Source organism: Candidatus Diapherotrites archaeon, from assembly GCA_030688545.1.
In the GTDB taxonomy this organism is placed as follows: Archaea; Iainarchaeota; Iainarchaeia; order Iainarchaeales; family VGJJ01; genus VGJJ01.
In genome coordinates this window covers 54,088-79,975 of sequence record JAUYHT010000008.1, presented here as the reverse complement: position 1 = coordinate 79,975, position 25,888 = coordinate 54,088, and the positions used below count along the sequence as shown (strand labels likewise).

The window sequence follows — 25,888 nt, the reverse complement described above, 5'->3', positions numbered from 1 at the left end:
TTACCCTTTTTTTTCCAAAAAAGGTTGTTTTGATCAATTTTTTTCCAAAAAGTTTCGTAAAAAAACTCATACTTCGCCATTCAAGGGGGTGAGGAAAACCCATTTTTTTTCCCTATCCTTTAATCCTTTTCCATGGCCTTCCCCCGCATGAATGCCCCTCTTCCCTGGATCCTCCTGGGCCTAGGCATGATCCTTTTACTTCATTTCCAGGACCAGTCTTCCATCCGCTCGCTTGAAAACCTTCAATCCATTCACACGCTTCCCCTTCCCTCCCGCGTCATTTTCGATGCCACCCTTTCCAACATCCGTTCCTCGGGAACCGCTCTCGTCTTCGATGCCTCCAACCAGGGTAAGGTAACCTGCTACTGGCGCCACCCCGCTCCATTCCCCTCTCTTTTCACTAAGGATAATTGTCGCATCCAAGCCCGAATCGAGCAGACATTACGCGGCCGGTTATGCGTCGTGGAAAGGGTGAGCGCCTGTGCCCGGGTTTGAAATCCTACTTTTCGTTATTATTGGTTTATTCCTTTTCCGGGGGGGTTTGCCTTCGCTCATCCCTTTGCTTATCTGGGGAAGTGTCCTCTTTCCCCTATTTCCAGGGTACGCTGTCATTGGTTTGGCGGCCGCGGGATTAGTGTCCATAACCAAATCCTCTTCTTTTTTTCCTCCTCATGAATTGCTCATTGGATGGGGATTTGGCGCCATCGGTTTGGGTTTATTTGCGGTTTACCGAGATCATTTTTACTCCCTCGAAGCTTATCTCCCATTCATCCTCGCCGCGGCCATCCTCTTAGCCGTTGTTCGTTTTCCCATGGGCCGTTTCGCCTACTTATCATTAGGGTGCGTCGCCATGCTCGCGGGCTGGTTGACCCTGCACGAATGGACAATTCCTCTCGCGCTCCCCGCTTGGTTCACGGGCTTCTTTGGTAATCGTTGGCCGCATGAAAATCCTTCAACTGGAAAAGAGTCCTTAGGCGAAAGCGGAACACACGCGACCATGGGAACGGTCATGGGTTTCCTCCCCGGTTTAGGTCCCGGGTTGGCCGGCGCGTTGTGGTTAGGCGAGCGGGGTTCCCTCTCCCTCATTTCAGCCAACCTCATCTTCAGCTTAGGCTTCGTCCTCCTGGAAGGGCGTGTGCGTTCCTATCCTGCGGCCTGGGTGTCCTTCGACATTCCCCCCGACATCCTATCCATGCTCTTCCTCATCCTTGCTGCTCTCGTGTTCGCATGGGGAATATGGCCGCTCATTCCTGCGCATTTCTCTATTCCTCCTTCACTCTGGACTGCTCTGCAATGGGTGGGATTATTGGTCTTCGGTGGTTTTGCCGCCATTGCCGTGGGGGTGCTGGCCTTTTCCCTGCGCCAGATGATTCATTTTTATCACCAACCTCCCTCCTTGGGGATGTGGGTGTTACTCCTCCCTATCATATGGTTTTATGCCTGAGACGTATACTATTTCCCCTCTCGTCCTCGCCAATCTGATGATGGCCGCCAAGAAAGTATACCCGGATGAATTCATCTGCCTGGTTGCCTCTTCTCCCCAACGGCCGCGACATATCTCCGAGCTCGTGATCCTCCCTGCCGAATTTGGGAAGACCCATTCCCAGATCCGATTGGATTTATCCCCCTACGATCCCTTCGTCTTAGGCATCGTGCATTCCCACCCTTCCCCCGACATGCGCGCATCCTCGGCCGACCGCAATATATTTGCACGCTTTGGAAAGATCCATCTCATCCTGGGCCATCCCTACTCCCTGTCCGATTTCCGCGCCTATGATAACCAGGGCCACCGTGTCCCCCTGGCAATCATCGAATAGAGGTGCAAGCATTAAAAGCGCGGTTTTGTTCCTCCCCTCATGTATTCCCGCGGGCAGACTGGGCTGGATTTGGTCCTCTCCCTCATCATTGTTCTCGTCGCCCTCCTTGCTTTCACGGGAGTGGTGGATGGGTTTCAGAAATCCCAGTTGGAGATCAGCATCCGCCAACAGGCCCGCGAAAACCTGGATGCCGTGGCCGAGCTCACCATCTATACTCATCAGCATTTTCATTCCAATATCCCTTATGGCTTGGGAGGCGGTATCAATCTCCCTCAGAAAACCAACCAATACACCAAATTCACGGGCACGATACCCACCCTCCCCGTGAAGGGCCTTTCTCAAGCGGGCGGATACGATTGCCTTTTCGATTTCCAATTCTTTGACAATCCCAATGCGACTGACCAGCAGGATGGCTTGTCGATTGTCATCCCCTCCACCCAAACCGGGCTGGCGGACGATGTGTATGTCGACCGGAATCTCATCGCGCCCGAGCAATTTCAACGTTGGGCCAAACTGGATTTTACTAACTGTGGATATGATTTTTCGATCAGGTGATGGATAATGGTTAATCCCCGTGGACAATTCTGGACCCTCGACGTGGTGCTCGCCGCTGTTGTGTTCACCCTCGCCCTGGGCTTGGTTCTCGGCCAGGCCGAGAAACAGGTTTATCTGGCTCAAGAGGAAAAAGAGTACGCCGAGCTCGTTCGGGTGACCAACCTGGCTGCCGCCGCTTTGACCTCACATCCTGAAATAGTCGTCTCCTTGTGCTTTGATGGGCAAAGTAGGAAATTCAAGTTTACCAATTGTACTCTCTCTACTGACGAACAGTGGGCAGAAAATATCCGCTGCGGACCCAATACCACCCGGTCAATCTCAAACTTAGGGGTGGTGGGTCCATTGAAATCATCGGCCTGGGCCACTGATTACGAGTTATCACCCATGCTCAATTGCTTCGTCGACCGTCCGGCGGGCGCCCGATTGAGTGTTCTGGATTTGTTCAATGATTATTTATTCCGGTTGGACACCCCAGGTTATAAGCACAAAATGCTTTTCGCCCCGCGCCCACCCGGACAACCATTTTTTTCGATCGAGCGGAAAATGCTCCTATTTGATGCCCATCCCGATCCCATTGGTCTGCGAAAATGCATGGATGGGTTATGCGGGGTCGATTTGAATAGGGTGCGGATTACGGTGTGGAAGCGATAACATGCGAAAAGGATTCATCTTCACAATCGACATGGTGTTCGCCGCACTCTTGGTAATCCTGCTCCTCGTGATTATCTCCACTTCCCTTAATCCTCTCCCCTCCAAATTATCCGTCTCCCTCGAATTGGAGGCCCGTGATGCGGCCATCGCCTGGTTCTATGGCGACCCCACCCCCAACCCAACCATTCCCCCAAATGCCGAATACGCCTGTGACGTGGCCTTCCGCCCGATCGTGACGACCAATCTCCTCAATCCTTCTGATTCCAGCTCATGGGATTCGATGACCCGGTGCGTGGTGGCTCCATGAACAGGGGATTCTTTTCAGCATTCATCGCCCTCATGGGGGTGCTTTTGTTGATCAGCCTCATCTATTCCAATACCTCCCAGTCCCGCCTGGATCACACTCGGGACACGGTTTTTCTCGCCGAACAACTCCTCGCCAAGGATCATTTCCTCGCCCGTAATGCCTTCCAGAATTTCGCGGCGGATGCCATTTACGATAAAATGAAAAACGATAATTCTAATGGCATCAGTTGTCCCGACCTGAGCAATGTCGACTTTGCGAGAGCCGTCCAATCCTATTGGACCGTGACCTCTAACTACATGACAAACAATTTCGGGTTGTCGTGCACGGCCGATCTTGATGAAAGTGGGGATATCGAGATCGTTTATGAGCCTGGTTGCGGGATTAATTGCGGAAAAGTCCTGAGCAACAAGCGTTCCTATGCCCTTCTCACCTGCACCCGCACGGTGGGGGATATCACGCTGACATTGAAGCAACCCTTCGTTATCAGAAAAGTAATCGAGTCAACCGTAAATGCGGCAAATCCGGCGGAATGCGATTTGCTCGTCGCCGATGCGTTAGGAGTGGATGCGTTGCCCCCTCCCAAACCCAAATATGTGGAAGTAGATGTGATGGGCACTATCTAATCAGAGCCCTCCCACTATTTTAGAAACACCGCTCCCATACTGCATGGCTTTCTTGGGTGCCCGTACGATCGCTTCGGGAACCCTCATCCTTTCCGCTAGTTCGCGCAACACGCCTTTCCGCAGCGGCCCGTATTTCCCCTGCAGATTCCGGATGGCACTGATTTTCAGGGCTTCCTCCATGAAAATGGGATCCATGTAAGGTGCATGCAGGTTAATTTGGTATTCCCTCGCGCAGGCGTTTTCCCGCGGGATATCCAAACCTTGCAATGTCTCCATTTTTTCAGCGCGAACCTGCTCGCATCCTCTGTCATCGTCCCTGTATTTTTGGAAAATGAAAAATCCAGCAAAAATAGCATCCGCTCCCGTTCCAACAATCACGTGAGTCAACCCTTCGGCATGGGCCCGGCGGGCCATAGCCAGATTAATTCCCCCCAACATGGTTTGCAGGCGATCTTCCGTTTGCAATATACGTTTAACTTGTTCGCGATCATTCCGTATCGTTTCTCCAGTAAGCGTTTCCACCGACACAGATAAACCCCAATCCTTTGCGTACGCTATTGCATTTGAAACATCATGCGATCCCGCGGTCCCGCATACAATCAACTGAATATCCATCCCCCCCTCCCGAGCAACCCAAGCCAGCACCCCCGAATCCAATCCCCCCGAGAAGGCAATCCCCACCTTTTCTCCCGCTGGAACTATTTTCCGAATCGCGTTCGTCAGCGCTCGGCCCAGACGTTCGAAATCCGGTTCCGATGGGGGCACCATCCCGGTTAGTTCATTCCCAATCATAGGATAATACCCCCCACAACTCCTTTTTTAGGCCCTCCCAGCCCGTTTTACTCACCTCTCAAAAGGGGTTCGAATTCCGAACCATTTTAATAGCCCACTCCCCTTTATGGAGCATGCGCGACCTGGACAAAGTGGACATCCTCATCCTTCAACGACTCCTCGATGATGGGCGCGCCTCGTTCTCCCAGCTGGCGCGGGAGACCAAGCTCACGGATGTGGCCATCAAGAAGCGTTTCGAGCGTTTACGCCGCCAGGGGATTATTCAATCCGTGAAAGCCGATCTCAACCTAGATGCGTTGGGTTTCGGTAAACCCATCTTCATTCTCCTCAAGACTGATCCAGGCAAGAACAAACAAATAGTTAAACGCCTCACTGACCTCGAACCCATCCTCGAATTCCATGAGCTCTTGGGCGAGCATGCCTTCATGGTGAAAGCGGTATGCCCCGATATGAATCACACCAAGCGCTTCCTGGATGAATTGGGTTACGTGGATGGGATTAAGGAACTCCATTCCCTCCCCGTGGTGGTGGAAAAAAAACTCCACTCCCTCCCGGCACTGCCTTTCCAGAAGCGGTTCTGAAACCATTACCCATTTCCATTATCTCTCAATGTTCCCCATTTTTGTGTTTTTCAAGTTTTCCCCTCCCCCCTATTAAACCGATTCCTCCCTTGTTTCCCCTATGATTCTCATCATCGCCGAGAAGTCCATCGCGGGCGAGCGCATCGCTCAGGTTCTTTCAGATTCCCCGATTAAGATGAACCAGCGCGGCCATGCAAAATCGTTTTCTTTCACCCGTCAGGGGAAGGAACACATGGTTCTCCCTCTCCGTGGCCATGTCGTTGAGGTGAATTTTCCCCCACGTTTTTCATATTGGAAGGGCACCGATCTTCAAACCCTCGTACAGGCCCCCATCGACTACCTCCCATCTGATCCGGCCATCGCATCTCTCTTGAGGGAAATGGGAAAGAAGGCCACGCTCGTTATCATTGCCACGGATGCGGACCGCGAAGGGGAAAGCATTGGAGTGGAGGCTCTCCGCATCCTCCAGGAGACCAACCCTCACGTGAAGGTGGAACGCGCCTATTTTTCCGCCATGACCCCTAAGGAATTACAAAAAAGTTTCTCTACGTTGTCCCCCGTGGATTATCACTTATCCGATTCCGCCGATTCCCGGAGGGAAATAGATTTAGTGTGGGGCGCCGTACTAACCCGTTTTGTTTCCCTCATGGCCAATCGCGTGGGCAAAGAGTTCATCTCCGTGGGGCGCGTGCAAACCCCCGTGCTCGCCATCATCGTGAACCGCGAGAAGGAACGCCAGGCCTTCCAAATCAAACCCTTTTGGGAGCTCATCGCCCATGCCGAGAAGGACAACATTTCCTTCGATGCGACCCATGCCAGAGGCAAGTTCTGGGAGGAAGAGAAAGCCAAATCCATCCATGATAAGCTCCTCAACACCCATCAGGGGGTAGTAAAGAAAGTCACCAAGCGCCAGCGCACGATCGCCAAACCATTGCCCTTTAACACCACCCAGTTCCTCCGCTCCGCCACTGTATTAGGTTTGAGCGCGGGCCAAGCCATGAACATCGCGGAAAGTCTCTACATGCAGGGCTACATCTCCTATCCCCGCACCGACAACACAGTGTATCCCAATACTTTAGATTTGCACGAGCTCTTAGGTGAATTGAAAGCGCATCCCGCCTACATCCCTTTTGTGGACCAGATTCTCCAGAAACCATTATCCCCTTCCGGGGGCGCCAAGGAATCCAAGGACCACCCCCCCATCCACCCCACTAAGATTCCTCCCCACCACCGGTTGAGTGAGAAGGAATGGAAGGTCTTCGATCTCATCGCCCGGCGTTTCCTAGCCACGTTCCTGGAGGCCGCGCACACCGAAAACATGAATGTGGAACTATCCATCCTGGACGAACCTTTCATCGCCAATGGGCAGACTATTCTTTCTCCAGGGTGGAAAGCCGTCTATCCTTATTCAGTGCTCAAGGAAGTCATTCTCCCTTCTCTCAAATCGGGCGATGTGGTGGCCATCAAAAAAATAGATTTCCTCAAGAAAGAAACCGTTCCCCCCACCCGCTACTCCCAATCCGGTTTGTTGAAGATAATGGAGGACCAAGGACTCGGAACGAAATCCACGCGTCATTCCGTGATCCAAAAACTCTACTCCCGAAAATACATCTCCGGCCTCAAGAGCGTGGAACCCAATCAGATAGCGTTCGCGGTCATCGATTCTCTTGAGCGGCATTGCGAGATCGTCACTCAACCCAAAATGACGGCCGACTTGGAGAAAGAAATGGACCAGGTCGCGGATGGGCAGAAGAAAAAGGAGCTAGTGGTGGACGATTCCAGAAAGATGTTGAAGGATGTGCTCGCTCAACTCCTCCAGCACAAGATGGATATCGCCGTCGAACTGAAAAAGGCGTTCATCCACCAGGATGTGTTGGCCATTTGCCCCCGCGATCAGGGAAACCTGGTCATTCGTCGGGCGGGCGCCACGGGCAAACGTTTCCTCGGCTGCTCCAACTATCCCAATTGCACGCAGACCTATCCTCTTCCCCAGAAAGGGAACCTTTCCTCCCTGAAGAAGGAATGTACGCATTGCCATGCCCCCATGATCCTTCTCACGGGCTCTCGTTTCAAGCTCGAAATTTGTCTCAACATGGATTGCCCTTCCAAGGATGAATGGAAACGCAAGCAAGCGGCTATCGCCCTCGCTAGTGCTGCCGCACCTAAAACAAGTCCCTCTTCCCCTTCCCCCCCAAACCCCTCATTTCCCCCACCCTCAGCCCCCCCAAAAACTCTTTCCCATTCCCGCTCGGCTTCACCTTCACGCAAGCAACCTAAAAAATCCCCTCTCCCTCCAGAGGATGTATGAAGATCGTTTTGGACGCTTCCAAGTCCGCGCAAGCCAATGCCACTGCGTTCTTCGAGAAAGCCAAACGTCTCAAACAGAAGATCGCGGGCGCCCGGGAAGGATTACGTCTTGTCGAGGAGAAGCGGGCGCTGTTGGATAAAAAATCCGTGGTCGAACAAAAACCCAAACCCCTCATCCGGCGCAAGGTGGATTGGTATGAGAAGTTCCACTGGTGTCTCACCTCGAATGGCCTCCTTATCGTCGGCGGGAGGGATGCGCATTCCAATGAGGTATTGGTTAAGCGCCACATGGAGGAAAAGGATCTTTATTTCCATGCTGACACGCATGGCGCGCCTCACTGTCTGTTGAAAGAAGGCCGCTTGCGCGCCCAGGAAGGAGATATCCGCGAGGCTGCATCGTTCGCCGGTCTCTATTCCAGTATCTGGAAAAAAGGCCTTTTCTCCGTAAAAGTATATTCCGTTTACCCCGAGCAGGTGAGCAAAAAAGCCCCTGCGGGGGAAAGCCTGGGGAAGGGGGCATTCATGATCTATGGCCAGCGCCACTGGCATACCCCTCTCCTCCGGATGGGCATGGGCGTTCATCCCTCCTCTCATGGTCCGCGCATGATGGGGGGTCCCCTGACCGCCGTCCAAACTCATGCGCATCATATTATGGAAATCCTTCCCGGTGAGAAATCAAAATCCGAGGTCGCTAAATCTTATCTTGCGTTTCTCAGGAAAAAATGGGATGGTATTCTTCCTCCCCTGGATGACATCATTCGCACCCTCCCCAATGGACTTTTAAGCATGCGTCCCGTTGAAAATTGAAGGGTTTATATTCGCTATTCTCATAAGAATAATACGTCATGGCTGTCCCTCCCGCTCCTCAGGCACCCAATGCCACTGAACGCCGACCCATCGTATTGAAGGTGCAGGAACCTTCTCCCACTCACGTAGGGCGGAACATCGTCACGCTAGACCGCAAATCCAAACAACTCCTCGCTATCACTTCCGGGGATATCGTGGAGATCGAGGGTTCCAAGAAGACCGCGGCGATCGTCTGGCCGGCCCGCACCGAGGACGAGGGAAAAGATATTATCCGCATGGATAATCTCATTCGCTATAATGCGGGGGTGAACCTGGGGGAAAAGGTCTCCGTCCGCCCCGCTCAATTCAAGGAAGCCCAAAAAGTAGTGTTGGCCCCCACTCAGGATGTGCATATCATCGCTTCCGGGTACGAGCGCATCCTCAAGAAGACCTTCATTGGCCGCCCCCTTTCACGAGGGGATAATGTGTGGATCACCGTCTTCGGCTCTGGCTTCATTTACCGCGTCGTAGAAACCAACCCCCGTGGCATAGTGAAAATTACCGATTACACCCAATTCATCCTCAAGGACGAGCCCGTGAAGGGGGAAATAGAGGGCGTTCCTCGGGTGGCCTACGAGGATGTGGGGGGATTAGGCAACCAAGTTCACAAAGTCCGCGAGATGATTGAGCTCCCCATGCGCCACCCAGAATTATTCCGCAAACTGGGTATCGAACCTCCGAAAGGGGTGTTATTGCACGGCCCACCCGGCACAGGAAAAACCTTGCTCGCCAAGGCCGTAGCCAATGAGACGCAAGCGCATTTCATTTCGGTTTCGGCGCCTTCGATTATGAGTAAATTCGTCGGGGAGGCGGAGGAGCGCGTGCGTCAGTACTTCAAGGAAGCCGATGAGAATGCTCCCTCCATTATTTTCATTGATGAGATTGATGCCATTGCCCCCAAGCGGGAAGAGGTTGTGGGAGAAGTGGAGCGTCGCGTAGTGGCGCAGCTTCTTTCGCTCATGGATGGGATGGAAGCGCGCGGCAATGTCATTATTATCGCCGCGACGAACCGCGTTAACTCCATCGACGAAGCCCTGCGTCGCCCTGGTCGTTTTGATCGGGAAATAGAAATAGGCGTTCCTGATAAGGAAGGGCGAAAAGAAATTCTCCAGATCCATACGCGCGGAATGCCCTTGGCGAAGGACGTGGATTTGGATCATTTCGCCAACATCACTTATGGTTTTGTGGGCGCGGACTTGACGGCTTTGGCCAAGGAGGCCGCTATGAAGGCGTTACGCCGCTACCTTCCTGATTTCAATCTGCAGGAGGAAACCATCCCAGAAGAGGTGCTTGAGCGCATGCAGGTGATTAAGGCGGATTTCGAGGATGCTTTGCGCGAGATCCAACCTTCCGCGCTGCGCGAGGTGATGGTTGAAATTCCCAATGTCAAATGGGAGGACATCGGCTCCCTGCAGGATGTGAAGAAAGAGCTACAGCAGGCCATCGAGTGGCCTCTCAAAAAGCCCAGTGCGTTTACTCAAATGGGCATCCGTCCCCCGCGGGGCGTTCTCTTATATGGCCCTCCCGGCACCGGTAAAACCTTATTGGCAAAGGCTATTGCCACCGAGTCCCAGGCCAATTTCATTTCTATCAAGGGGCCTGAGCTCATATCTAAATGGATTGGCGAAAGTGAGAAAGGCATCCGACAAGTCTTCAAGAAAGCCCGCCAGGTGGCCCCGGTCATCGTGTTCTTTGACGAGATTGATGCCATCGCTTCCATTCGGGGCATGGGCGGCGATTCCGGAGTGGGGGAGCGCATGGTCAATCAGCTCCTGACGGAATTAGATGGTGCTGAATCATTGAAGGATGTCATTTTCATCGCGGCCACCAACCGCCCCGACCTCATTGACCCAGGTCTATTACGGCCAGGCCGCATCGACAAGATCATCGAGGTCAAGCTTCCCGATGAGCGCGCGCGCGAATCCATCCTCCAAGTCCACCTACGCGGGGTCCCGGTGGCCAAGAATGTTTCCGCTTCCGAACTTGCCAAGCGCACCCCCGGCTTTTCGGGAGCCGACCTCTCGGGATTAATCCGGGAAGCCGCTCTGCTCGCCATGCAAGAGGAGATGCGTCGCTGGTACATCCGGGATGCCATTCTGGCTTATCTTGAGTCAGCCGAACAGGAGAAGCTCACTCTTCCTGAACTCGTTGCGCATGTCGAGAAGGCCGTGGAGGATTTGTCCTCGGATTCCCTCCATGATTCCCTTTTGGAAAAATTCCACGTCAAAGACCTATCTAAATCCCACCTTTATTCCCTGAAAGAAAACGTGATTAAGCTATTTGACGCCCGCGCGTCCTCCGACAAACCCATTGTGACCAAAGGGCATTTCGAAGACATCCTAGCCAAGACCACCTCCTCCGTGGCGCCGGAAGCCCAGGAAGCCTACGCGGAGTACCGCAAAGCCCGCTCCCCCACCGGTTTCAAGCCAAACTATGTGGGGTAATCCAAGTTTTTCTAGAGATTAACTTTTTAGAAAAAAAGTGGATCAAAAGAAACTTTTTAGGAAACCAAGCAAAACGGTGTTTTGCGGGCATCGTAACAACCCTTTTTCCGATGGAAAAAGCGTTGGCGAAAAAAGGTGTTTACGATGAAGTTTCATCAAAAGAAACTTTTTAGGAAACCAAGCAAAACGGTGTTTTGCGGGCATCGTAAACACCGTTTACGATGAAGTTTCATCAAAAAAACGATCTTTTTAGGAAAAATTTAAATAAAATAGGCGGGCATGCATGTCTTTTCAGCGCATGAATGCATCCCAGAATGTTTTCCCGATGGATTTGGTTCGAGCCGGATGCTTATGGATGTACGCTGGCATCTCCATGTGTTCCACCCTGAATTCCCGCGCCAGGTATTCTTCGATAGCCTCGGACTCTTTGAGCTGTTTGTTGAGGTGATAGTATTGCATGACTGACAGGGTGCATAGTATTCCCCCTCCAAATATGAATACGGCCTCGATGATGCGGAATGAAAAGGTTTCGGTGGGAACGAGCCGCAGGAGCGTGAATCCCGTGGCGAACAATCCTAATCCTATCCCAATGAGGTTGATCTGGAGGCGCTGGTGGGAGAGGATGGTGCGTTCTTTGGCGAGGATGGTTCGCATATCCACCGAGAAGTCTTCCGGGATAACCTTTGGCATCGTGCTCTCACCAAGGTCTTCCCTAATTAATGCTTTTCCCTTTCCTCCTCTAAAAATGGAAAACCCTCAGAAGAATAGAAATATCACCAGCGGGATAAATACGGCCGCCCACACTAGCTTGCTCCAGGCGAATACTTTCGCCCCATCCAATATGAATATGGGCAGCATGTTGAACATCGCCAGGTAGAAGTTGATCGTCCCCACGAATCCCGCCACGCTCCCTATTTGGCTCCCCGTATAGGCGACGGCGATTCCAATAGCGATGACCCCTATGACGATGTTTGCCGCCGGCCCGGCAAGGGAAATGAGGCCATTCTCCTTCAGGGTGAGGTTTTTTCCATAGATATATACCGCTCCCGGCGCAGCGAATATGAACCGCGCGAGCAAAGCCACCAGCAAGGCAAATGCCAACCCCAAGTTCCAGGCCCGAAACTCCGCTTTAGCCCCAAAGTGGATGGCCACATACTTGTGCGACAGTTCATGGACCAGGAACCCCGTTCCCACGGCGATGGATGAGATGGCGAGCGCGGGCAGGAAACCCGTCAACCCAAACCCCCCATTCGAGAAAACCAGGGCAAAGGCCGCCGAAAGGGTGATCCAGGAGATAAGGAGATCCGTCAATTCCCGGGTATTCATACCATCACGAGGGGGCGTTTCCATTATAAGGATTCTTTAAATCCCCTCCCCCCTCTCGACAATATCTCCTGAGTCCGCCCATTCATGCCCTTTTCCCAAAGAATCTTTTTCCCAGGATTCCCAAAAATTTTCCCTAGATTTAAACCTTTTTTGCTGGATCTATCCGGCATGGCTTTCCCCCTTCAACCTCCCCAACCCTCCTTTTTTTCCCAGCAACGCGCTCAAGTCTCCATCGAGCTCATCATCGTGATGGCCGCGGTGGTGGCCGTGGTCCTCCTCCTCGTGACTCAACTCCAGTCCTCCAGCGCCACGGGCGTGAAGAAACTGGAGGATAAGACGAATGACATCTTCAAGCAGATCGACAAGATCAAATGAACGGTTTGGTTCCCCCGCCCAAATATCCCTGGAGGCCCTCCTCCTCTGGGCGGCCATGGCCGGCGCATTAGCGGTGTTCCTCCCCATCGTCTTAGTGAATGTGGACGCGCACACCCTAATGGTGCAATCCCGCGACCTCTCCGCTCGCACCCAATCCCTGCAGGAACAATTGGACGCGTTGTCATTTGCCTCTCCGGGTTCCCAATTCCTTTTCAGGGTTCCCCCTTTTGAGGGATTGGAGATTCAATTCGAGGCCACTGGAATGGATTTTCTCCTCCACTCCCCCCATCTTTCCCAACCCAAGCACTGGCACATTACTTCCCCCCTCCCCCTTCAAGGAAATCTTTCTATTGCTCCAGGGGATGACATCCTCTTCTTCCGCGAGGTGGATGGCATTCTCATTCGATGAAAATATGTAGCTCTTCCCACTCCCCCCTATTGAAGCGGGTTCCCTCGCAGGCAATGGTGAATGATTGATTTGGTTTGTCCCAGGAAAAAATATGAACCGTTTTTCCAGGAAACAGGATCTGGGCGTCGCGAAGCCCTATTTCATTTCCCCCGCTCCAAACGCGTATTAGATCGTGGCAGGCCGTTTCCCCTGCCTCAATACGAGGGGAAGAGGGAAGGTTTAGCGTCCCCCCATACCATCCTGCCAGGAGCAGGAGCATCAATCCTAATTCCATCCAGAGGAGGAATCCTTTACGCACAACTAGTCACTTCCAGCACCCCAAACTCTCCCGTCTCATGGACGATAATGCCCCGCCTCACTCCCCAACACGTTTCTCCCACATTCACCGGTCGCTCGAAATACGTCTTCCTAATCCCATTATCCAACACCCCCACGTAAATGGTTTCCGGAGGAGGATTTTCCCCTGTCAGTCGTCTCAAACAGGACTCGTTTATCTCATTCACGCGCACGCGTTTCTCGGCCAATGAATAGTGCGCGCACCCCCTCCATGGGTTAGGGTGGGATTGGAGCACCAAATAGTCTCCCAGCGCCTGCGTGGCCGCTCGCGCCCGCATGACTTTCCATTCTTGAGTAAACCCACTCACCCCTTCCCCGCTCGCACTCCACACCTGAACTAATATTATCATCCACACCACGAACACCGTGAGGGCCTCGAGGGTGGTCATCATCCCTTTTTCATTCGTAATGATTGGCATCCCCTCCCAGGTAGGCTGACCAAGCCAGGGATTCCCTCTGCGCAAATGGGAACCGCGTGCATCCCGTCATGGGTGTTCGGAGGAAGGAGGCGGTGTGCGAATCCAATAAGGTGCTGCAGCGCAATGCCTGCGCCTGAATACTTATTTTTGTTTGGGCTAGTTCCCCTGCTTCCGCATGCGTGGAAAGGGATCCCCCCATTATTCCGAGTACCGCCAGCAGGGCCGTCCACACCAGAATGAATTCGAGGGCGTGCATCTTATGTCCCCCCGCACGGGATGTTTTCCAAAAAACTAGTGCTGCACACCCGGCTTCCTGGGGGCAATGCAAAAAGGGTCGCGCTTCGCACCCCTCTCACTTTTCCAGTGACCGCTTCTCCCCCCAACAGGCCTCCCGTGTAGGCGTATTCTCCATACCATTCATCCGCGGAGAGCGGCAGTACGAACACGTGCGACCGCGCGTCTATTTCCTCCACACTCAAGGGAAGCATATGGTTCCGGTCGAGCAAAGCAAGCGTGTGCGTCGTGTCCCACGCCATAAACCCGAATTCTATTTGCATGGGCGCCCGTGCATTTAGGGAGGCGCGTTGATAGTAGGCGAATAGTTCACTATTAATCCGCGTCCTGATCGTCGGGGGTGGTATTTGGTGCCGCAACCCGTCATGTAAATGAAACCGGATGATCGCCTGGGTGGTGTTCTCCAGTTCCGTTCGGGCGGTAAGCAATGAGAGGGCCTCGCTCCCCGAAGGAAGCGTGGGGCGTGGCGCCAGAGTGGTCTGCACCACCATGAGGGGGAGGAGCAGCACGAGGAAGAGGAAGGAGATGAACCCGCGGCCCATGCGGGGAGGGGGCCACGGTAAGCCTAAAAGGATAGGGAAAATTTTTGGGGGAGGTTTTCCTCCCCCAAAAAGGGGGTGAGCCAGCCGTTGGGGAAAGTATTTCAGATAGCGAAGGGAATGCCCAATGAGGCGAGGGCATGGGGCGTCATCCGCTCCTCTCTCCTATAATGTTCAAGGCGGGTGAGCGTTTCATAGAGCGCGGCCCGTTTCCGATGAAAATCGGGGGTGCTCCGCATCGCTTGGAAGAGCGCCTCCTTCTTCTCGGTCAACAGCCTTTTTTTGCGGTGGTGCATCCAGGTTTCAAGGGTCATCATATCAACCTCCAATGGGGATTGCAGGGTCTGCGGCGGGGCGCTATTTAAACAAAAAGAAGGGGGGTGGACCGCCGAGAAAACCCCCACCATTCGGCCATCTTCTCCCCCCACCCTCCCAACCGCCGTGAAAAACGAGTGTATTATAACCAATGGCGCCACTTCTTGGATATGGCCCGCGAGAATGTGTTTGCCCGCGCGTCGCGCGAGAACCTCATCTTCAAGGATGAACACGTTTTAGACCCCCAGCACCTCCCCGATGCTCTTCCCCACCGGGAGACGCAGGTCAATGCCCTCGTTTTCGCCCTCAAACCATTGGCCGATGGGGGCAAAGCCGCCCATGTTTTCGTCTGGGGTCCTCCCGGCACCGGGAAAACGGTTACCCTGTCGTTCGTCATGGGCCAGCTCAAGGAATTCTCTTCCCGGGTGAAGCCCATCTATTTCAATTGCTTCGGCTACAACTCCCGTCAGGCTGTTCTCGCCGAGCTCACCCGCCAGGTCGAGCGTCCGGTCCCCGCGCGGGGGATGAGCACGAATGAGTTGCATGCCAAGGTTCTGGAGGGATTGAAATTTGCCCCCTTCATCCCCGTATTGGTCTTTGATGAGTTTGATCAACTATTGGCGAATGATGGGAACGAACTGTTGTATGATCTCCTCCGCATCCCCGAGCATAATATCCCCGGCATCCCCATAATCCTTATTTCCAATGATCCCTCCATCCCCGCGCGCCTCGATGCCCGGGTGCGGAGTTCGTTTGCTCATGAAAAAATAGAATTCGCCCCCTACTCCCCCATCCAATTGAAGGATATCCTCCGCGAGCGCGCCGAAAAAGCGCTTGTCCCTGGAGCATTACCTATCGAAATGGCCGGTCTGATTGCCGCCCACGCCGCCAAACGGGGTGGGGATTGCCGCGTGGCCATCGAAACATTGCGCAAGGCCGCGCGCCGGGCCGAGCGCGCCAATGCTTGTGTCATCGATGAGGGACACGTGCGCGCCGCTTTTGAGGATACCGAAACGAGTGCCGTGCAGAAAGCCATTCCCTTTCTCACGGATTCCCATAAGCACGTGTTGAAATCCCTCTTCGCCCTGGGCGGGCGTCACGTCCCCTCCAATGATCTTTACGTGCGTCTCGCCTCCCAAGGCATTGGGTTGAGCGATCGCCGCGTGCGTGAGATCCTCGTGGAATTGGAGAAGAAGAAGGCCATCACCACTCACACGGATACCTCCGGTCGAGGAAGGTCCAAGCGCATCACCGTCAACTTCCCCGAAGCGGTGATGAAATGAGCCAACATCACGGAGTGGCGCTGGTGCGCGTGGGAAAACCTCCCCCAACCCTTATTCACGCCCATCCGGAACCTGCTCGCGTCCGGTTTCAATCCTTTCCAAAGGAGATGATCATTTCTCGTTAATCCACCCCAAAAAATTCGCGACGCGCCGGTACCACGGTTTTTTCTTCTCCGGCCGCGCGGGCTCGGCGACCTCGGTTGGATAATTCGGATTTTTAGGGAGCAATCGCCGCGGGCCGTTGTTGCTTCCTCTATTTACATCTTCTCTTCTCCTAGCTTCTCTGAAGGCTTCCTGCGCTGTATTCTCTCTTTTTCTTTTTTCGAATCGTTTGCGTCGTGCCCGTTCGATCGCCCTTGCAATTCTTCGTCTTTGGGCTAATTCGCTCATCTCCCCCATGGTCGATTCGAGTTCACGTTGGATTTGATCCCGCTCTTGGATTAATTTAGCGATATGTGTGGCATCACGGTTGGCAATATGTTCAGCTAAAACCAACTCCCTCACCGCTCGGCCGGGCGGGAATCCAGGTGTTGGCCTGTTCCGAAGCCCTTCTACTACTGATCCCCCAGGAAAAGGGACCGACGGATTTCCTTTCCTTCCAACAGGGATGGGTGGCAGCAATGGAATGCGTGGTCCTTTCCTCTCTGGAATCGTTTGGGTTGCTCGAGCCTCTCTGGGCCGTTGGGGTCCGATGGGAGTGTCATAGGCCCTTACTCCTTCACCCCTTCTCCTCTCACTAATCTTTGTGGAAACTCTTCTTCTTTCTGCGGGTGAGAACACCGATCCTCTCCCGCTATACCATTCGGGCGGCTTACCCCCTCTTAACCGAATAAGAGCCAATTGCCTCTCTAATTCCTTCCGCTTCGCTTTTCTTCTTTCTTTTTTGTCCCTTCCCCGACTGGTGGTCCCCTTCCTCTTTCGATATGCCTTCCGCCGTGCCCGTTCCTTCAATAAGGATCTATAGGTCGTCACCGGCATCACACTCCCATCCCCTATCAGCGCTGTCTTGAGTTCAGGGGGGGTATAGACTTCAGGAATCAAAGTAGGAACCGCTCCCCCATGCTTCCAAGCAGAAAGGATGCCAACCACGACACTTTGTTGCTTCTCCCATTCAATCAACTTTTTTTCTAATTGGACCCATTCGCTGACCGGTCGATTTAATTGTTTAGACAATTTCAACCGATTTTCAGCCGCCTCCGTTTCATTCCGGAATTCGCGTAGCAGCCCTTGCATATAACGTATCCGTGCATCGGGGAATTCTTTCATTTTCAATTTTCGTGATTTTGATTCGCCCGGAACAAGAGTGGGGGTGCTTTGATACAGTTGGTTAATCCGCTTTTGGGCCCGCTCTACCGCGACAATCCTTTCGGTATCCTTCATTTCGGGCCAGGATTTTTTATACCGCAAAAAGGAATCACGTGTTCTCTTCACTAGGCCCGCGATTGGCTCAATTTCTCTTTTTGGGGGTGGCACATTCCGGCTCATTCGCATATCCATGAGCGTATCGAAAATGGTTTTTTCTTTCGCCGCCAATCGTTGGTAAATAGGATCTTTTTTCGTATGGATATACACTGGTGTCGGGCCAAATTTTTCTCTCCTGATTTCTTTCTCCCGTTCTTCCATCAACCGGCGAACGGTGCGCAAACTATGTTGGAGCGAATCAATATCTCGTGGAGGAAGTTTCATTCCCGGAGTTTCTTTCCGCTTCTTGGGTGTCGTGCGAAGATTCTGGGTGGCTTCGCGCGTAACATACCGATGGGGATCGACGGCGGCCTGCTGCGCCGTATAACCCCTTCTATGCTGTGGAAGCCGTGGAATCCCATCCAACCCTTCATACGGGCGTCGCGGTGGACTCTTTTTACCCGTTGGAGTAGGAGTGGGGGTGGTTCTCATTTCAGGAAATAAAAACCCTTGCCCCGGGGGATCTCTGATATTACGCGGTCCCGAGATACGCCGTCTAGAGAATCTTTTTCTACGTCGAGGAGGCATATTCCCACGACCCGTTTTGGGTTTTTAATGTAGCGCCCATTTGTCCTGATTTTTCCTTTTCCAGGCCGTCAGAACAAGTCCGAGCAGTCCATTTTGCCCCCGCAATTGGGGCAGATGTGTTTGCATTGGTGGGCGAACATCGCGGTTCCGCAGACCATGCAGGCTGGTTCCATCCTGCTTCTACCCATCTTTCCCCTTTATGCGTTGCGCCCGCGAGGGGTTCATTTAAAAGTGTGGGAGGCCCTAATTTCGCGTGAGGGGGTTGTTATGGCCACAAAAAAACGAACCAAGAAAAAGGCCCCGCGGCCCGCGGGAAAACAGATCCGGAAGCAATTGAGGAGCGTGGGGGAGAATGTCACCGCGTCCCGCCGCAATGCCACCAAGGAAATGAAGGGGGTCAGGAAAGGCCTTTCAAAGTCCCTGGCCAAATCCACCAAACGGTTATCCAACCAGAATAAGGCCATCCAGGATGAGTTGGCCAAGCTCCATTCGGACTTGAAGAAGCTCCAGGGAAAACGCCCATCGCGCGAGCTCTCCATGTACAACCTCTTCGTCCGGCAGCAAATACAAAAAGGGAAATCATTTGAGGAGGCGACTAAGGCGTGGGCTAAAACCAAACCCGTTCTTGAGGGAAAGAGCCCCGCACCCCAAAAGCGAAAGCGTACCAAAACACGCAAAACGGTTGCCCCCCGCGTGGCCGCGCAAAAGAAAATCTCAAAGCGCCCGCGTGTCAACCAGAAGGTCGCGTCCTCCCTCCAAGACATTATGCGTGAGGTCTCGCATCTCAAGCAGGATGTGAATACTTTAGAACAAGAAGAACGCCTTATTCCAAAAACAAAAAAAGGGGATGGTTTTTCCTCATCCGCATTGTCCGCGGAAGAGGTGGCGGTTCGGTTGACCAATCTCTATTTCGAGGAGATTGCCCGCTTGGGTTTCAAACGCCGCCTTGATTTCGACGCAATCATCAACGCCTACTATTATTGCCTCCAGCGTCTCCAGAATAAGGATAAGGAACTCCATCTCATGCGCCGGCTCGTGGAAAAAGAAGAGGCCAAACTCTCCCATGAAACCAAGCAGGAGATGTTTCCGGGGGCGGAGGAATAGCATGCTCTTCACCTATTGCCCCCAGTGCGGGGGCATGGCCTTCCGCGAGGTCGCCGCGGGAAAAGAATGCCTCTCCTGCCATTTCATTGGGAAGATGGCCGAAGGCCCCATGGATGCCATCAACACCGTTCGCAAGCGTTCTCGTCCAGGAGTTTCCAACGCATCCACCCCTCCTTCCAACCCCCCAAACAATGATGCGTCCGTCAAGGAGCTCGCGGATCGCCTGAAAAACATGAAAGGGAAATCCGATGGGAATGTGGAATTCCTATGAGTATATTTTCATGAACCATGAATCCTTCGATTGGTTGATGGTGGGCATCCTTTTCTTCGCCCTCTTGGCCTTTTTTCTTTTCGTCCAGCACCGCAGCATCACGGGCCAAGTGGTGATTTCGAATTCATACCCTAAAGACTGCCAGTCCTACGCCAATTTCCAGGGAATCAACCTCTATGACTCCCGCCTCACGCTATGCCCGGGGATCCAGGAAATAGGCTATTTCCATCTCAAACGTCCCCAAACAACCATCCATTGTCAAAACACCACTATTCGCGGCAATGGAGGAGCCATATTCATCACCACCCTTCCCCAGGCGCAAGTCACATTGGACAGCTGCTCCCTCGAAGGCTTCGACGGGTTATACCCCAACCGCCAACCCATAAATGTAATAGTTAAGAATTAGATGCCGAAAGCCGAGTGCGCGATTGCAAGGAGGGCATGTTCCAAAACGGCCTGTGCTCCTACCCTTTTTCCCCGGCGCCTGAGCATAAAATTCTCTACACTTTTAGCCATTCTTTCATATTCCTCAGACGTGACCTCATGAAATGTTTTTTCTTGAGTCGCCAAATTAGTTCGGCTGATGATAATGAACATTTTTCCATCTCTCGTGGATCGCGCATCCTCAATGGCTATTCGTTCACTAACACGAACTCGGCGACCCCCACCTGGCCTATTCACCCAATGATCAATAACAACGCTTTTTCCCCGATGGCGCAAACCAAAGGGGTGAGGGGTTCCTCCAATTGGTCGACGGGCCCGTTTTGTTGGCACCGGTAGTGTCCGTCGTCGTTCAGTTACGCGCGCGGCCATACGCGCTATTAAGCATTTGTCGGCTTATAAGTTGGCATGCTTCTCCACCGCTGGCAGCCCGAGGCGTTGTCCCAGATCATAGGGAATCCCGATATTATTACCGAAGTTCGTTTGTGGGCCCAATCCTGGAAGCAGGGGAATCCCCAGAAGCCTCTTTTGCTGGTGGGTCCTCCCGGCATAGGTAAGACCGCCACCGCCTATGCATTAGCCAAAGAGATGGGATTTTCCCTCGTGGAATTCAATGCCTCCAGCGCGCGGGACAAGGAATCGGTGGAGAAAATCATCGGGGCGTCCGCCCAGAACGCCAGTTTCGACGGGGCGTTGCGCCTTGTCCTTATGGATGAAATTGACGGCATCCATTCCCGGGGAGATCGCGGCGGGGCCGCGGCGCTTCCTAACGTCATCAAGCAGGCCCGCAACCCCATTTTTTTCACTGCCAATGAGATCTATGGTAACAAAAACCTCGTGACCTTGCGCTCCTATTGCAAGATCCTCATGGGCAAGCGTATCCCCTCCCCCACGTTAGCCAAATTCCTCCGTGAGGTATGCGAGAAGGAGGGCATCGAATATGATGCGCATTCCATCAATGCGCTAGCCAAGCGTTCTTCAGGGGACGTGCGCGCCGCTCTCTTGGATCTTGAAGCGATGTCCAAGAAGAACAACCTCATCACGTTAGAAGACGTGGAGAGCAGTGGCTATAGAGAACGGTTGGACAATATCTTCTCGGTGATCCGCACCCTCTTCACTAATCCTTCCCTGAAAGAGATTCGCAAAGCCCGGTTTACGAGTGAGGTGGACCATGATCTCCTCAAGAAGTGGGTGGATGAGAATATTCCCCGTCAATTCCCATCCCCTACCTCCCTCGCCAACGCCTATTCTCAATTGTCCCGAGCCGACATGTTCGATGGCCGCATCTTCCGGCGCCAGCATTATGGTTTCCTCAAGTATTCGGGCGACCTTGCTTCCTCCGTGGGATTAGTGACTCCCGATCGGGCGCATGGTTTCATCTCCTATCAATTCCCCTCCATCCTCAAACGGTTATCGGCCGGGAAGGGATCAGCCAAGAAATCCCTCCTGTCTAAATTGGGGGAGAAAACCCATGGGTCGCGCCGCCGCTGGGGGCAAGATCTTCCCTATTTGCGCATCCTCTTCGCCGATCCTTCCTATGCCATCCCCCTCACGCATCATTTTCAACTGGAACCCGACGAAGTAGCCTACCTTTTGGACACCTCCCCCTCTCATCCAAAAGTAAAGAAGATATTCGCCCAGCTCGAGACAGACAAGGCCGCTTCCCCAAAAGGATCTACCAAAAAAAGTCGCACAGGAAAAACAGTTCCAAACGACACGGATAATCCCACTACCGAAACCAATCTGTCTCCCCAACCCCCTTCCCCAACTGAAGAAGACATCCGGAAGCAGACCTCTTTGCGTTTCTTTTAATGAAACGAACTTTTTGGAAAAAAGTTCGATCAAAAACCTATCTCCTGGGAAAAAGTTCGATCAAAAAACGAATCTTTTCTTTTTGGAAAAAAGTTCGATCAAAAAAGCGATTTCTTTTTGGGAAACCAAGCAAAACGATGTTTTGCGGGCATCGTAACAACCCTTTTTCCGCTGGAAAAAGCGTTGGCGGAAAATAGTGTTTACGATGAAGTTTCATCATCAAACTTTTTAGGAAAAAGTTTGATCAAAAAGGCTTTTTTTTTGAAAAAAGGTTTTGAAAATGTTTAATTGATATTTGCCTTTCAAAATAATTTACTAATGATGAAAAATAATTATGAGGATTATTTGTTTAGTTTTTCCCATTCGCTTTTCCCTTGTGCGCCGTTCGCAAGAACAGCAGCATGCTCACGGCCCGGAGCGATTCATTCTTCGTCTTTCCCATGGTGCGCAGGGATTCCTTCCATTTCTTCACTTGCACATGATTTTCCACGAATTCGGTATAGGCTTTAGGGTCGCCCAGAACTTCGGCGAGATAGGGGTTGCGTGGGGCCACGTGTAGAATAGCGCTCTCCAGACCATAATCATCCTGCATCACCAATTTTTCCAATTCGAACAAATCCTTCCGAGTAATGGTCTCGTTTCTCCCGATGGATACCCTTTCCCCATAGGACCGAAGGAATGGGAGCAATCGCCCCATGAAGTGTTCGCGATTGGCCACCCGGGAGAAATCCAGGATCGCCCGTCCCACGGCGGGGGTTTCATGCCGACGGTGCACGCAGAGCCAATCCCCCGTGTGAGGGCCATCGGTTACGCGTGCATTTCCATTCCCATTCGCATGATTTTGCCCATTTAGTTTCCGGACCATGAAAAGAGGGGGCTCCCATTCTCCTTTAAGGGTATACCCTGGAGGGCATCGTATGAGTTCCCATTCGTGGCGCGTGGCGCGAGAAAAAAAAGATACCCCCTTTTTCCTCCTCTTTCCCGCTATCGTGGCAGCCCGCTACCAGGAATTACATACCGCTTTCTCTCCGCTTGCCGCCAATTTTAAAATTTGTTATTCCGTGAAGACCAATCCCCACCCCCGTATCCTTTCCACGCTCAATGATTTGGGTAGCGGGATGGAAACCGTTTCGGAAAGGGAATTGCAGGCCGTTGCTCCCTTTTCAACATTCAAATTGTTTAATGCCTGCGCAGCCACCCCAAAAGAAATGGCAGAAGCCAATGCTCAAGGCGCCCACATCATCCTGGATTCCCCATCCCAATTGGAAATGATGGCATCCCAGGAAATCATCCCTCACCACGCAGGCATACGGGTCCGGCTATTCCCATCCAAATTTGGTTTCTCCCCGGCCGAAGTGAAACCATTCATTCAGGAGTGCCATTCCCGAGGAATAACCATCACTCTCCTCCACTCCCACCCGGGGACAAACGTGTCTATCCAGGACTATGAACGTTTCGCTTCTCGTTTGGCGGGTTTGCTCCCCGATCTTCCCCAAATAGAAACCATAGATTTGGGTGGAGGCATCCCAGGCCCACATGGGTTAAAGCAACGGGGTCATTCCGTGAATGAGTATGCGCGCATTCTCTCAATACATTTAGGCCAATTCCTTTCCCAAAAAACCCTGATCCTCGAACCCGGTCGGTTCCTGGTGGAGGATGCCATGGTACTCATTACAGTGGTTCAACATCTCAAGGAAGTGGATGACCACTCCTATGTATTCCTGGATGCTGGCATTAACGTGCTCCCCAAGATTACCTTCTCTCCCTATGTTTTCAAACCATTATCCCCCTCCCATGGGACGAAAAAGAATGTCCGCCTCGCTGGCCCCCTGATGTTCGGCAGTGATGAATTGGGAAAAATCCACGCTTCCCTCGCGCCAGGCGATCGTATCGTTGTGGAGAATGTGGGCGCGTATTGCACCGAGCTCGCGTGGCGTCTGTCGCGGGATGCACCAAATATTGTCGTGGTGGAATAGTTTAAATTATTCAATGTTTTGGTTTTCTCATGGTTTCGATTAGACGATCCTCTTCCCTTCCAAGTGTGGGAAAGCCCCCATTTTCATCTCGTTTGGCTGATGCAGTTTTTGGTGCTCATTCTCGTCGATTGAATAAAGCGATGCAGAAGTGTGTAGAATGGCATCGTCAACAAAAAAGGAAGGATGGTACCCCCTACGCATGGCACCCCTTTGCCGTGTTGGCAAATTTGAAAGCAGCTGGCGTTACTAATAAAGAAATTTTGATAGCGGGGCTATTACATGATACCGTGGAGGATAAACATACTTCTTACGCCGAAGTACGAAGACTTTTTGGCCCAAGAGTGATGGCGATTGTTAAGGAAGTTTCAAAAGATGAAAATGGAAGCTTTAATTTGCGCACGAAAGAAGGTATGACAGTAAAGATGGCGGATCGTCTTCACAATCTTTTTACTCTAGAAGGGAATGATCCGATGTGGGTAAAGAAGCAGATCCAAAAAAGTATTGATTTAGTAAAAAAATATGGGACCAAAATGGAAAAAGCAAATCCTCAGTTATTTTCAGATCTAAATATGCGATTGACCTTTTTGCGTCATAAATATGATGTTTAACTTAAATATTTTCGTAATGTCTTCTCGAAATGTTTTCGCCTTTGTTCATTCCGTTTCCATTTAATGTTAGCAAGAGCAACGACTTTCGACACGTAGTTTTTATCCACATCCTTTTTTCCATCAATCACTATTGGCATACTCATTTGAGTGGTGCCATACACTTCCATGAGGATTTTTCCTTCCTCGATATGATGGATTCCGAACCGTTTGATTCCAGCCTCTTGGCAAACCTTGAAAATTTTTTTGGCCTTCTCCAATGAATGCGTCCCGATGACCATGACAAACCCATCCTGCTTGAGCCAGAGATTCTTTTCCCCTTCATAGGCCTCAATCGCCTCCCAAACCTCGTGGGGTTTGACAGTCGAATGCCATTTCCGGTAGAAGGCGCCCTCCCGCTTGCGCTCTTCCGTATCCAAATCCATTAACGTGATCCTCCCCGAGCACGTGGAGGTGGTGAAATAATCCTTGTTCCCGGCCATCATCTTGGAAAAAGGGATCATCCGATTGTCAATTTTTCCTTCCGCGATGGCCTTCTCCAGGGTATGCAAATGGTGCCTTTTGGCCATCTCGAATCGCGTGGGGAGTGTGTCATTCATATTCATTCCCCAAGCCGAGAAACCTGGCAGTCCAGCACATAATGCCATTTCCCCGCACTCATACTCTTCACGGGTTGGGCGTGTTTCAATGCTACCTCAAATCCCACGCTCATTCCAATGTCCCGCACTTCTTGGAAAAGGCCCTCATACGCATCCAACCCACATACCCCCTCGTAATGGATTATCCCCCCTTTTTCTTTTAGGCAGTGGAACGCCGGGTACAGCGCGAACCGGGGCGCCGGCAAGTAACCCAGAATGACCCGATCCGCAATCCTCCCCAATCGGGGGGCCACTTCCTCGCATTTACCTGGTAATATCGTCATAATGGATTCAGGTATCTTGTTAGCATGTCTATTCTCCCGCAGGGCTTCGATGGCGTACGGGTTGGCGTCGATGGCATACACGTGTCCGGGGTGCGCGTGCTTGGCGATGGGAATACTCCAATATCCCATTCCCGCGAAAAAGTCCACCACCACCTCTCCCGGTTTCACCGCTTGATACAAACGTTTCCGTTCATTCATGTTTCCCATGCTCCACATGAGTTTGGTGATATCAAACCGGAAGATGCAATCATGTTCTTTGTGTACTACCTCAAAGTGATGCTCCCCCGCCAGATATTCCATATCCGGTTGCCTGAATTCCCCCTGAACGGGACCCCGGTTCAGGCAGCACGTGCGAATACCCGGAATAGCATTCAACACGCCTTCCCCGATGATCCTTTTCTTCTCCATTAATCCCGCGGGTAACCGGATAATCCCTACATGTCCCAATTTTTGGTAGGATGCCGGCAATATCATTCGTTCCTCTTCCGTGAGGGCATGCACGAGTAATTCTCCCAGCTTCTGCTTGAATCCCATACCTATGGGTTAGGC

33 protein-coding genes are annotated in these 25,888 nt (G+C 52.3%); 20 read left to right on the top strand and 13 right to left on the bottom strand.

Going from position 1 to position 25,888, the window contains the following annotated elements:
• Positions 1 to 132: 132 nt before the first annotated feature.
• Genes Q8P05_05860 through Q8P05_05830 form a run of 7 tightly spaced genes read left to right on the top strand, consistent with a single transcriptional unit; the run spans position 133 to position 3,953 of the window.
• Complete coding sequence (locus Q8P05_05860; protein ID MDP2666996.1) at positions 133 to 495, top strand: hypothetical protein; 363 nt, start codon at positions 133 to 135, stop codon at positions 493 to 495.
• Positions 482 to 1,444 carry a hypothetical protein gene (locus tag Q8P05_05855; GenBank protein MDP2666995.1) on the top strand — a complete coding sequence of 321 codons (963 nt, stop codon included), beginning with the start codon at positions 482 to 484 and terminating at the stop codon, positions 1,442 to 1,444. The genes Q8P05_05860 and Q8P05_05855 overlap by 14 nt, the downstream gene beginning before the upstream one ends.
• Positions 1,437 to 1,817 (top strand): Mov34/MPN/PAD-1 family protein, encoded by a 381-nt coding sequence (locus Q8P05_05850; protein ID MDP2666994.1) that lies wholly within the window; start codon positions 1,437 to 1,439, stop codon positions 1,815 to 1,817. Before Q8P05_05855 ends, Q8P05_05850 begins: the two co-directional genes overlap by 8 nt.
• A 39-nt stretch (positions 1,818 to 1,856) precedes the next feature.
• Entirely contained in the window at positions 1,857 to 2,372 is a 516-nt protein-coding gene (locus tag Q8P05_05845) for a hypothetical protein (protein ID MDP2666993.1), read from the top strand.
• Between the two features lie 6 nt (positions 2,373 to 2,378).
• Positions 2,379 to 3,023: a hypothetical protein gene (locus Q8P05_05840; protein ID MDP2666992.1), complete on the top strand. Its 645-nt coding sequence runs from the start codon at positions 2,379 to 2,381 to the stop codon at positions 3,021 to 3,023.
• A 1-nt stretch (position 3,024) separates the two neighbouring features.
• Positions 3,025 to 3,330, top strand: coding sequence for a hypothetical protein (locus tag Q8P05_05835; GenBank protein MDP2666991.1), 306 nt, complete (start codon positions 3,025 to 3,027; stop codon positions 3,328 to 3,330).
• Positions 3,327 to 3,953 carry a hypothetical protein gene (locus Q8P05_05830; GenBank protein ID MDP2666990.1) on the top strand — a complete coding sequence of 209 codons (627 nt, stop codon included), beginning with the start codon at positions 3,327 to 3,329 and terminating at the stop codon, positions 3,951 to 3,953. Before Q8P05_05835 ends, Q8P05_05830 begins: the two co-directional genes overlap by 4 nt.
• Here Q8P05_05830 and Q8P05_05825 read toward each other — a convergent pair whose 3' ends face one another.
• Positions 3,954 to 4,745 (bottom strand): asparagine synthase-related protein, encoded by a 792-nt coding sequence (locus tag Q8P05_05825; GenBank protein ID MDP2666989.1) that lies wholly within the window; start codon positions 4,743 to 4,745, stop codon positions 3,954 to 3,956.
• 113 nt (positions 4,746 to 4,858) lie between these two features.
• Between Q8P05_05825 and Q8P05_05820 the strand changes: the two genes are divergently transcribed.
• The 4 genes from Q8P05_05820 to Q8P05_05805 all read left to right on the top strand — a co-directional run bounded on the left by Q8P05_05820 (position 4,859) and on the right by Q8P05_05805 (position 10,923).
• Positions 4,859 to 5,326, top strand: coding sequence for an Lrp/AsnC family transcriptional regulator (locus Q8P05_05820; GenBank protein MDP2666988.1), 468 nt, complete (start codon positions 4,859 to 4,861; stop codon positions 5,324 to 5,326).
• Positions 5,327 to 5,426: 100 nt separating this feature from the next.
• Positions 5,427 to 7,634 carry a DNA topoisomerase I gene (locus Q8P05_05815; protein MDP2666987.1) on the top strand — a complete coding sequence of 736 codons (2,208 nt, stop codon included), beginning with the start codon at positions 5,427 to 5,429 and terminating at the stop codon, positions 7,632 to 7,634.
• Positions 7,631 to 8,440 (top strand): NFACT RNA binding domain-containing protein, encoded by an 810-nt coding sequence (locus Q8P05_05810; GenBank protein MDP2666986.1) that lies wholly within the window; start codon positions 7,631 to 7,633, stop codon positions 8,438 to 8,440. The genes Q8P05_05815 and Q8P05_05810 overlap by 4 nt, the downstream gene beginning before the upstream one ends.
• A 38-nt stretch (positions 8,441 to 8,478) precedes the next feature.
• Positions 8,479 to 10,923 (top strand): CDC48 family AAA ATPase, encoded by a 2,445-nt coding sequence (locus tag Q8P05_05805; GenBank protein MDP2666985.1) that lies wholly within the window; start codon positions 8,479 to 8,481, stop codon positions 10,921 to 10,923.
• 291 nt (positions 10,924 to 11,214) lie between these two features.
• Here the strand turns inward: Q8P05_05805 and Q8P05_05800 are convergent, their stop codons facing one another.
• Together Q8P05_05800 and Q8P05_05795 are read right to left on the bottom strand one after the other, a co-directional pair.
• Positions 11,215 to 11,613 (bottom strand): DUF202 domain-containing protein, encoded by a 399-nt coding sequence (locus tag Q8P05_05800; protein MDP2666984.1) that lies wholly within the window; start codon positions 11,611 to 11,613, stop codon positions 11,215 to 11,217.
• Positions 11,614 to 11,679: 66 nt separating this feature from the next.
• Complete coding sequence (locus Q8P05_05795; protein ID MDP2666983.1) at positions 11,680 to 12,249, bottom strand: hypothetical protein; 570 nt, start codon at positions 12,247 to 12,249, stop codon at positions 11,680 to 11,682.
• A gap of 168 nt (positions 12,250 to 12,417) precedes the next feature.
• On the opposite strand from Q8P05_05795, the gene Q8P05_05790 reads away from it, so the two are divergent.
• Together Q8P05_05790 and Q8P05_05785 are read left to right on the top strand one after the other, a co-directional pair.
• Positions 12,418 to 12,624, top strand: a complete 207-nt coding sequence (locus Q8P05_05790; protein MDP2666982.1) for a hypothetical protein — start codon at positions 12,418 to 12,420, stop codon at positions 12,622 to 12,624.
• The gene (locus tag Q8P05_05785) at positions 12,590 to 13,033 is read left to right on the top strand and encodes a hypothetical protein (GenBank protein ID MDP2666981.1); all 444 of its coding nucleotides are present in this window, start codon (positions 12,590 to 12,592) and stop codon (positions 13,031 to 13,033) included. Before Q8P05_05790 ends, Q8P05_05785 begins: the two co-directional genes overlap by 35 nt.
• Here the strand turns inward: Q8P05_05785 and Q8P05_05780 are convergent.
• The 5 genes from Q8P05_05780 to Q8P05_05760 form a co-directional block, all read right to left on the bottom strand.
• Positions 13,023 to 13,331, bottom strand: a complete 309-nt coding sequence (locus tag Q8P05_05780; GenBank protein ID MDP2666980.1) for a hypothetical protein — start codon at positions 13,329 to 13,331, stop codon at positions 13,023 to 13,025. The two genes, Q8P05_05785 and Q8P05_05780, sit on opposite strands and share 11 nt — an antisense overlap.
• Positions 13,324 to 13,788 carry a hypothetical protein gene (locus Q8P05_05775; protein MDP2666979.1) on the bottom strand — a complete coding sequence of 155 codons (465 nt, stop codon included), beginning with the start codon at positions 13,786 to 13,788 and terminating at the stop codon, positions 13,324 to 13,326. The genes Q8P05_05780 and Q8P05_05775 overlap by 8 nt, the downstream gene beginning before the upstream one ends.
• The gene (locus Q8P05_05770) at positions 13,769 to 14,044 is read right to left on the bottom strand and encodes a hypothetical protein (GenBank protein ID MDP2666978.1); all 276 of its coding nucleotides are present in this window, start codon (positions 14,042 to 14,044) and stop codon (positions 13,769 to 13,771) included. Before Q8P05_05770 ends, Q8P05_05775 begins: the two co-directional genes overlap by 20 nt.
• A gap of 1 nt (position 14,045) precedes the next feature.
• The gene (locus Q8P05_05765) at positions 14,046 to 14,624 is read right to left on the bottom strand and encodes a hypothetical protein (GenBank protein ID MDP2666977.1); all 579 of its coding nucleotides are present in this window, start codon (positions 14,622 to 14,624) and stop codon (positions 14,046 to 14,048) included.
• 101 nt (positions 14,625 to 14,725) lie between these two features.
• The gene (locus Q8P05_05760; protein ID MDP2666976.1) at positions 14,726 to 14,938 is read right to left on the bottom strand and encodes a hypothetical protein; all 213 of its coding nucleotides are present in this window, start codon (positions 14,936 to 14,938) and stop codon (positions 14,726 to 14,728) included.
• A gap of 168 nt (positions 14,939 to 15,106) precedes the next feature.
• Between Q8P05_05760 and Q8P05_05755 the strand changes: the two genes are divergently transcribed.
• A complete protein-coding gene (locus Q8P05_05755; GenBank protein ID MDP2666975.1) occupies positions 15,107 to 16,219 on the top strand; it encodes an AAA family ATPase in 1,113 nt (370 codons plus the stop codon).
• 111 nt (positions 16,220 to 16,330) lie between these two features.
• On the opposite strand, the gene Q8P05_05750 is transcribed toward Q8P05_05755, so the two are convergent.
• Positions 16,331 to 18,112, bottom strand: a complete 1,782-nt coding sequence (locus Q8P05_05750) for a hypothetical protein (GenBank protein ID MDP2666974.1) — start codon at positions 18,110 to 18,112, stop codon at positions 16,331 to 16,333.
• A gap of 363 nt (positions 18,113 to 18,475) precedes the next feature.
• Here Q8P05_05750 and Q8P05_05745 point away from each other — a divergent pair, with 363 nt between their 5' ends.
• Genes Q8P05_05745 through Q8P05_05735 form a run of 3 tightly spaced genes read left to right on the top strand, consistent with a single transcriptional unit; the run spans position 18,476 to position 19,989 of the window.
• Positions 18,476 to 19,312, top strand: coding sequence for a hypothetical protein (locus Q8P05_05745; protein MDP2666973.1), 837 nt, complete (start codon positions 18,476 to 18,478; stop codon positions 19,310 to 19,312).
• 1 nt (position 19,313) lies between these two features.
• On the top strand, positions 19,314 to 19,583 hold the full coding sequence (locus tag Q8P05_05740; GenBank protein ID MDP2666972.1) for a hypothetical protein: 270 nt from the start codon (positions 19,314 to 19,316) through the stop codon (positions 19,581 to 19,583).
• Positions 19,561 to 19,989 (top strand): hypothetical protein, encoded by a 429-nt coding sequence (locus Q8P05_05735; protein ID MDP2666971.1) that lies wholly within the window; start codon positions 19,561 to 19,563, stop codon positions 19,987 to 19,989. Before Q8P05_05740 ends, Q8P05_05735 begins: the two co-directional genes overlap by 23 nt.
• Here Q8P05_05735 and Q8P05_05730 read toward each other — a convergent pair.
• Positions 19,986 to 20,396 (bottom strand): hypothetical protein, encoded by a 411-nt coding sequence (locus Q8P05_05730; GenBank protein ID MDP2666970.1) that lies wholly within the window; start codon positions 20,394 to 20,396, stop codon positions 19,986 to 19,988. The two genes, Q8P05_05735 and Q8P05_05730, sit on opposite strands and share 4 nt — an antisense overlap.
• A gap of 36 nt (positions 20,397 to 20,432) precedes the next feature.
• Here Q8P05_05730 and Q8P05_05725 point away from each other — a divergent pair, with 36 nt between their 5' ends.
• Complete coding sequence (locus Q8P05_05725; protein ID MDP2666969.1) at positions 20,433 to 21,836, top strand: replication factor C large subunit; 1,404 nt, start codon at positions 20,433 to 20,435, stop codon at positions 21,834 to 21,836.
• A gap of 349 nt (positions 21,837 to 22,185) precedes the next feature.
• On the opposite strand, the gene Q8P05_05720 is transcribed toward Q8P05_05725, so the two are convergent.
• On the bottom strand, positions 22,186 to 22,701 hold the full coding sequence (locus tag Q8P05_05720) for a hypothetical protein (protein ID MDP2666968.1): 516 nt from the start codon (positions 22,699 to 22,701) through the stop codon (positions 22,186 to 22,188).
• Positions 22,702 to 22,753: 52 nt separating this feature from the next.
• On the opposite strand from Q8P05_05720, the gene Q8P05_05715 reads away from it, so the two are divergent.
• Together Q8P05_05715 and Q8P05_05710 are read left to right on the top strand one after the other, a co-directional pair.
• Entirely contained in the window at positions 22,754 to 23,812 is a 1,059-nt protein-coding gene (locus Q8P05_05715) for a hypothetical protein (GenBank protein ID MDP2666967.1), read from the top strand.
• Positions 23,813 to 23,841: 29 nt separating this feature from the next.
• Entirely contained in the window at positions 23,842 to 24,420 is a 579-nt protein-coding gene (locus Q8P05_05710; GenBank protein ID MDP2666966.1) for an HD domain-containing protein, read from the top strand.
• Here the strand turns inward: Q8P05_05710 and Q8P05_05705 are convergent.
• Together Q8P05_05705 and Q8P05_05700 are read right to left on the bottom strand one after the other, a co-directional pair.
• A complete protein-coding gene (locus tag Q8P05_05705) occupies positions 24,417 to 25,016 on the bottom strand; it encodes a hypothetical protein (protein MDP2666965.1) in 600 nt (199 codons plus the stop codon). The two genes, Q8P05_05710 and Q8P05_05705, sit on opposite strands and share 4 nt — an antisense overlap.
• Before the next feature lie 2 nt (positions 25,017 to 25,018).
• A complete protein-coding gene (locus tag Q8P05_05700; protein MDP2666964.1) occupies positions 25,019 to 25,873 on the bottom strand; it encodes a 50S ribosomal protein L11 methyltransferase in 855 nt (284 codons plus the stop codon).
• Positions 25,874 to 25,888: the final 15 nt, after the last annotated feature.